The sequence below is a fragment of the Desulfosporosinus metallidurans genome (genome assembly GCF_001936615.1).
Taxonomy (GTDB): domain Bacteria; phylum Bacillota; class Desulfitobacteriia; order Desulfitobacteriales; family Desulfitobacteriaceae; genus Desulfosporosinus; species Desulfosporosinus metallidurans.
Genome location: NZ_MLBF01000036.1, coordinates 42,244 through 48,248, shown reverse-complemented (window position 1 = coordinate 48,248; position 6,005 = coordinate 42,244). Strand labels below are relative to the sequence as shown.

The 6,005-nt window shown below is 40.3% G+C and carries 5 protein-coding genes; 4 read left to right on the top strand and 1 reads right to left on the bottom strand.

Translation table 11 applies throughout. The features are described 5' to 3' along the window. The first annotated feature begins 42 nt into the window (after nucleotides 1-42). The 4 genes from DSOL_RS17985 to DSOL_RS17970 all read left to right on the top strand — a co-directional run bounded on the left by DSOL_RS17985 (nucleotide 43) and on the right by DSOL_RS17970 (nucleotide 4,494). Nucleotides 43-1,242, top strand: a complete 1,200-nt coding sequence (locus DSOL_RS17985; RefSeq protein WP_075366190.1) for an iron-containing alcohol dehydrogenase — start codon at nucleotides 43-45, stop codon at nucleotides 1,240-1,242. Nucleotides 1,243-1,247: 5 nt separating this feature from the next. Beyond that, the gene (locus DSOL_RS17980) at nucleotides 1,248-3,146 is read left to right on the top strand and encodes an aldehyde ferredoxin oxidoreductase family protein (protein WP_139314515.1); all 1,899 of its coding nucleotides are present in this window, start codon (nucleotides 1,248-1,250) and stop codon (nucleotides 3,144-3,146) included. After that, nucleotides 3,143-3,391 carry a MoaD/ThiS family protein gene (locus tag DSOL_RS17975; protein ID WP_075366189.1) on the top strand — a complete coding sequence of 83 codons (249 nt, stop codon included), beginning with the start codon at nucleotides 3,143-3,145 and terminating at the stop codon, nucleotides 3,389-3,391. Before DSOL_RS17980 ends, DSOL_RS17975 begins: the two co-directional genes overlap by 4 nt. A 245-nt stretch (nucleotides 3,392-3,636) precedes the next feature. Next, nucleotides 3,637-4,494, top strand: a complete 858-nt coding sequence (locus DSOL_RS17970) for a DegV family protein (protein ID WP_075366188.1) — start codon at nucleotides 3,637-3,639, stop codon at nucleotides 4,492-4,494. 101 nt (nucleotides 4,495-4,595) lie between these two features. Here the strand turns inward: DSOL_RS17970 and DSOL_RS17965 are convergent, their stop codons facing one another. After that, nucleotides 4,596-5,759, bottom strand: a complete 1,164-nt coding sequence (locus DSOL_RS17965) for an iron-containing alcohol dehydrogenase (RefSeq protein WP_075366187.1) — start codon at nucleotides 5,757-5,759, stop codon at nucleotides 4,596-4,598. Nucleotides 5,760-6,005: the final 246 nt, after the last annotated feature.

Genomic DNA, 6,005 nt, shown 5'->3' with positions numbered 1-6,005 from the left:
CTAATAAAATGCCATAACTTTAAGCAGAAAGAAGGTTTTGTAATGTATAAATTGTATTGCAGGATTTATCAAAGTGTTTTCAAATTGGTTTCTCACATACTACCCTGGCGTAAACCAGAGTTAATTCAGGGAGTGAACAGTTTAAACAAGCTGCCAAGGCTAATAAAAAGCAAGGGTATTAATAGCGTTTTGATAGTAACAGACAGGGTTATTGCATCACTTGGACTTATGGACGGACTGCTTAAAGGCTTAAATGATGAGAGTGTGGACTTTATTGTGTATGACAAAACTGTTCAGAACCCCACCATTGATAACATCGAGGAAGCATTGGTGATGTACAAAACAAACAATTGCCATGGTATTGTTGCTTTTGGTGGTGGCTCGCCAATGGATTGCGCGAAGGGTGTGGGTGCACGTGTAGCAAGACCCAAAAAGAGCATTTCTCAGATGAAGGGAGTATTTAAGGTTATGAAAAAAATCCCTCCTCTGTTTGCTATTCCAACAACCTCTGGTACCGGGAGTGAAACCACAATTGCAGCAGTGATAACTGATAGCAGGACCCATGAAAAGTATGCAATTAATGACACCTCACTGATTCCGGCTTATGCTGTCCTTGACCCGGTGCTTACAGCAAATCTGCCGCCGCATATTACTTCGACAACCGGGATTGATGCTTTGACACATGCAGTCGAGGCTTACATTGGCAGAAGTAATACAAAAGAGACGATAAAGTACAGTAGAGAAGTGGTAACATTAATTTTTGAAAATATCTTTGAAGCATTTTCCAACGGCAAAAACCTTGCAGCACGTGAGAAAATGCAAAAAGCTTCATTTTTGGCAGGCTTAGCATTTACACGTGCCTATGTTGGTAATGTACATGCGATTGCACATACGCTTGGTGGATTTTACTCAGTTCCTCACGGACTAGCGAATGCCATCATCTTGCCTTATGTTTTAGAGTATTATGGCAAGTCAGCACATAAACCTTTGGCAGAGCTTGCTGACTTGATTGGTTTAGGTGTACCAGGCGATACCAGTGAACAAAAGGCTGTAACGTTTATTGAAGCAATTAAGAAACTCAACAAGAGTATGGAGATTCCAAACAAGGTGAACGGTATTGTTGAAAGCGATATTCCGTTGATGGTAAAACGTGCTTTATCAGAAGCCAACCCACTTTATCCTGTGCCAAAGATTATGTCAAAAGAGGATATTATGAGTATTTATTATAGTATTAAGGAGTAGATAGCGTGTTTGGATATGCTGGAAAAATTGCTAAGATAAATTTGAGTAGTGGTATAGTTGAGGACTACCTTGTATCCGATAAGGATAGAGAAATGTTTTTAGGAGGCAAAACGCTGGCTGCAAAGATTATTTATGATTCTTTTAAAAGCAAGGTGGAAGCTTTTTCTGAGGAAAACATTATTGTCATCACGACTTCACCTCTTACTGGCTCAACGTCGCCATCTTCGTCTAGATTTAATACGTCTACAATTTCACCTTTGACAGGTCTGTTGGTTTCCTCAAATTGCGGTGGAAGCTTTGGATTGCATCTTAGGCGCGCGGGTTACGATGGACTGATTATTTGCGGAAAAAGCAAAGAAAAAGTATATATTGATATTACAAACGAAGAAATATTAATTAAAAATGCTGATCATTTATGGGGTAGAAATACTAGTGAAGTACAAGAACTCTTGGGTGGAAAAAACATAGGTAAGTTTGTTATAGGGATTGCTGGCGAAAATATGGTCAGGTATGCTGCTGTGATCAGTGAGGAGCGTGCTGCGGGGCGTGGCGGAGTTGGTGCTGTGTTTGGTTTCAAGAATCTTAAAGGGGTTGTTGCCAGTGGAAAAGAAAGAATAGAAACTTTTGCTAAGGAAAAGTTTAAAAACCACAACTTGAATTGGATTAAAAAGCTGAAAAAACATATACTCACAGGCGAGCAGTTGCCAAAGCTTGGAACCGCGTCACTTGTGAGTATGATGAATTATCGCAATCTTCTTGCTACAAAGAATTATTCAAGGGGTAGTTATGACGACTTTGAAACGATTAACGGTGAAACCTTAAGGCAAGATTATTTAATCAAAAACAAGGGCTGTTTAACTTGCCCAATTCAGTGTGGCAGGGTGGTTAAAGCCTATGGAAAAGAGGTTAAAGGACCTGAGGTAGAAACATTGGGCTTGCTTGGCAGCAATTTGCTTAATAATGATATGCAAAGTATATTAAACCTGAATCATCTATGCGACGAGTATGGACTTGATACCATTAGCTTTGGTAGTTGTGTTGGTTTTGCTATGGAGCTCAATGAAAAAGGCTTATGGAATAATGGTTTGACCTTTGGTGACTGCTCACGTCTGGAAGAATTGGTTAAAAAAGTAGCAACTCGTCAAGGGATAGGTGATGAGTTGGCAGAGGGAACAAAACGTATTTCAGACAAATATGGCGGTAGTGATTTTGCCATGAATGTCAAGGGGCTTGAAATTGCAGCTTATGAACCACGTGCAGCACAAGGAATGGGATTAGGTTATGCAACGGCAAACAGAGGTGGTTGCCATTTAAACGGGGGGTACCTTGTTGTGCTTGAAGGACTGGGATTGAACATTAGTGGAAAGGTTTCCAGGGGAAAAGCTGCCTATACCGTCTTCTTTCAAGATTTGATGGAGGTAGTATCAGCAGGTGGTACTTGTCTATTTACCACCTATTCTTTATTACCACAGGCTTTGGTAAATAACCCAAATAAGAGCATTGTAAGGTTTATTAACAAGACAATACCTTCTTTTGGTTGGTTAGTGAGTTCTTTGCATAACCACACCTGGTTAATGAGCTTTAACATCAAGGGTATACTGCCGCATCCCTATTCAATTAAATCAGTGTCAGGCTTCAAAATGACGATTGGAAGCTTTATCATGACAGGTGAAAGGGGCTACAATCTAGAAAGGATTATCAACCTTAGACAAGGACTGAAGGGTAGTGACGATACCCTGCCAAAGAGACTTACAAGCGAACTTCAAAGGGCAGATGATACTGACAGTAAGGTTAAACTGCAAGAAATGATTAAAGACTACTACAAAATCAGAGGCTGGGATGAACAGGGAGTGCCAACAAAACGCAGACTGAAAAAGCTGGGGTTGGAAGGCTACTGTGTATGATTATTGTTAAGTTTTTTGGGTTGATTAGTGTTGACAGCAATATAAGGCAGCTGCTTGTAAAAGAAGGCACAGTAAGACAGGTGTTAAATGAGGTCATGCAAAGCTGCCCAAACATCTCGGAACAGCAGTTAATGCAGGTAATTATGTTTGTCAATAAACTGCACATTAGTGGGAAGAAACGTTTTTCTGTAGTACTCAAGAATGGTGACGAATTAGCATTAATAAGTCCTTCAAGCGGAGGTTGAGGCGCGGGTAATATGATGATGGTACTTACAGGTATAAAGAAAACCCTATTATGGGAGATTTTATCTGTCCAGTAATGGGGTTTCAGTTTATGACGCCCAAATAACATAGACAGAACGGATAGTGATCGATTAGAATAGGTATAAACTGTGATAATTTGAGATCAAGGTCGTGAACTATCATATAACAAAATATGCCTATAGAGATTGAAGTATTAGATAGGCAAGAAATGAAAGAGAGACAAAGCATGGCTGTACAAATTTTAACAGATAGCACAAGCTACTTAAGCGAGGATATTAGAGAAGAGTTAAATATCAGGATGGTGTCGTTAACTCTTTCCTTTGGTAAGGACAGCATGAGGGAAGTTGATATAGATAACGATCTGTTTTATAAAATGATGGTTTTAAAAGGAATTCCAACATCCTCACAGCCTTCAGTTGGTGAATTATATAATGAAATGATAAGTGTAGTAGAGATGGGCGATAGTCTATGCTGCGTTTTCTTGTCTTCTGACATGAGCGGAACTTTAGCAACCAGCCAAATTGCAAAAGAAATGGTTTTGGAAAAGTATGAAACGGCAAAAATAGAGATCGTCGATTCTAGGTCTAACTGTATGCAGCTTGGCTATGCTGTCATCATGGCAGCAAAAGCGGCAAAAGCAGGTAAGACATTGGAGCAGGTTAAAGAAGCTGCGTTAGAAAACATAAAAAGAAGTCGGTTTTTATTTATACCTGAAAATCTTGAATACTTAAAGAAGGGTGGAAGAATCGGCGGAGCAAGTGCTTTAATCGGAAACCTTTTTAAAATTATCCCGATATTGACGGTAGAAAACGGGAAGACCTCAATAATGACAAAGGTTCGAACGAAGAAAAATGCTGTTATGGCTATGATGGATAAGATGCTTCAGGATATCAGCAAGTTTGGTTTAGGTGAGATTGTAGTTCTTCATATTAATTGTCTAGACGAAGCAAAAGAACTTGCAAAAGAGATCATAAAAAAGCTAAAAATAAATATAGATGTTATGGATATCGGACCAGTCATTGGATTGCACGTAGGTCCAGGTACAATCGGAATTGCTTATTATACGGAAAAGGTCATGAGATAGACAAAACGAACGCCTTCGAAATATTGAAAGGCGTTCGTTTTTTAGTTTTAATGTTCCCTAAGGAAAAGCTGATTCAATTCGATTCTCGGAAGGGCGTTGGATTATAATGCGGACTTTAATATTTGAAGGACATCTTGTGCGCTAATGGGTCGGAATTCTCCTAAAGGACCATGCTTTGTCGCGGCATTTGCCATTAGTCCAAGATTTTCATCGTCAATATTTACCGCTCTAAGGGTTGTCGGTAGACCTAGGGAGACGAAGAAGGCTTTAGTTTTGGCAACCGCTTTTCGGGCAACGGTGTAGGCGTCTTCCTGAGGGTTCAATCCCCATACATTGACCCCATAGTCCTTAAAGACTTCGACCGTACTATCGTCTAGAACATAGCTCATCCAATGTGGGGTTATTATTGCAAGTCCAACGCCATGAGTAATATCATAATAAGCACTGAGTTCGTGCTCAATGGGGTGGCAGCTCCATTTTCGTTCTTTTCCGTAACTCAGAAGGCCGTTAATGGCGAGGCTGGAGGCCCACATTAAGTTAGCACGAGCTTCATAGTTTTCCGGTTCTTCCATAGCGAGAGGACCATATTTAATACAGGTTTTCAAAATTGCTTCGGCCATTCGGCTTTGCAAATAAGCACTCCGTTGGTTACTGAAATACGATTCAAGAACATGGCTCATAATGTCTGCCGTACCCGCTGCAGTATGGTGTTTGGGGACTGTATATGTGTACGTGGGATCTAGGATTGAGAATTTAGGGGCCATTGCTGGATGTCCCATCCCAATTTTTTGATTCGCATGGGGATTGCTAATCACAGCAATAGGATCCATTTCAGAACCTGTTGCGGCGAGGGTCAAGATCGTACCGATGGGTAAAGCCTTTTCAATTTGGGCTTTGCCAATCATTAGATCCCAGGGATCTGCTTCATAGTAGAACCCTGCAGCGATCACTTTAGCACAGTCAATAGTGCTTCCACCCCCGATCGCTAAGACAAAGTCAATTTGATGTTTACGGCAGAGGTCAATTCCAGTACGGACGGTCTCAATCCTTGGATTGGGATCCACACCTGAAAGCTCCCAAAACGGAAGGTTATTTTCGGTTAGAAACGCTACAGCTTTGTCATATAAGCCAATTTTCTTAATGCTTCCCCCACCGTAGACAAGGAGTATTCGGGAGCCATATTGGCTTATTTGGTCTGCTAATTTCTGGATTTGGTCTTGTCCGAAGAAGATTTTGGTCGGAATTGAGTAGTCAAAGTTTAGCACAGTATTTCCCCCTTTTATGCTACATTATTATTTTATTGGATTAAGTTATCCTTTGCAAGTTGATGCATGTTGGAGAGTATTAGGCCCCTTAATAATGCCTTAGCTAAACAGAAGAAAAAATAGATAGGGCAGTTTTTAGATTATTTGGTTGTTCGAATGCCGTACAGACATGATACGTAATTTGGTTAAAAAATACCTTATAGAATAGTAAACGTGCTTTCTTCAAATGATATCCGTATGTGAAGC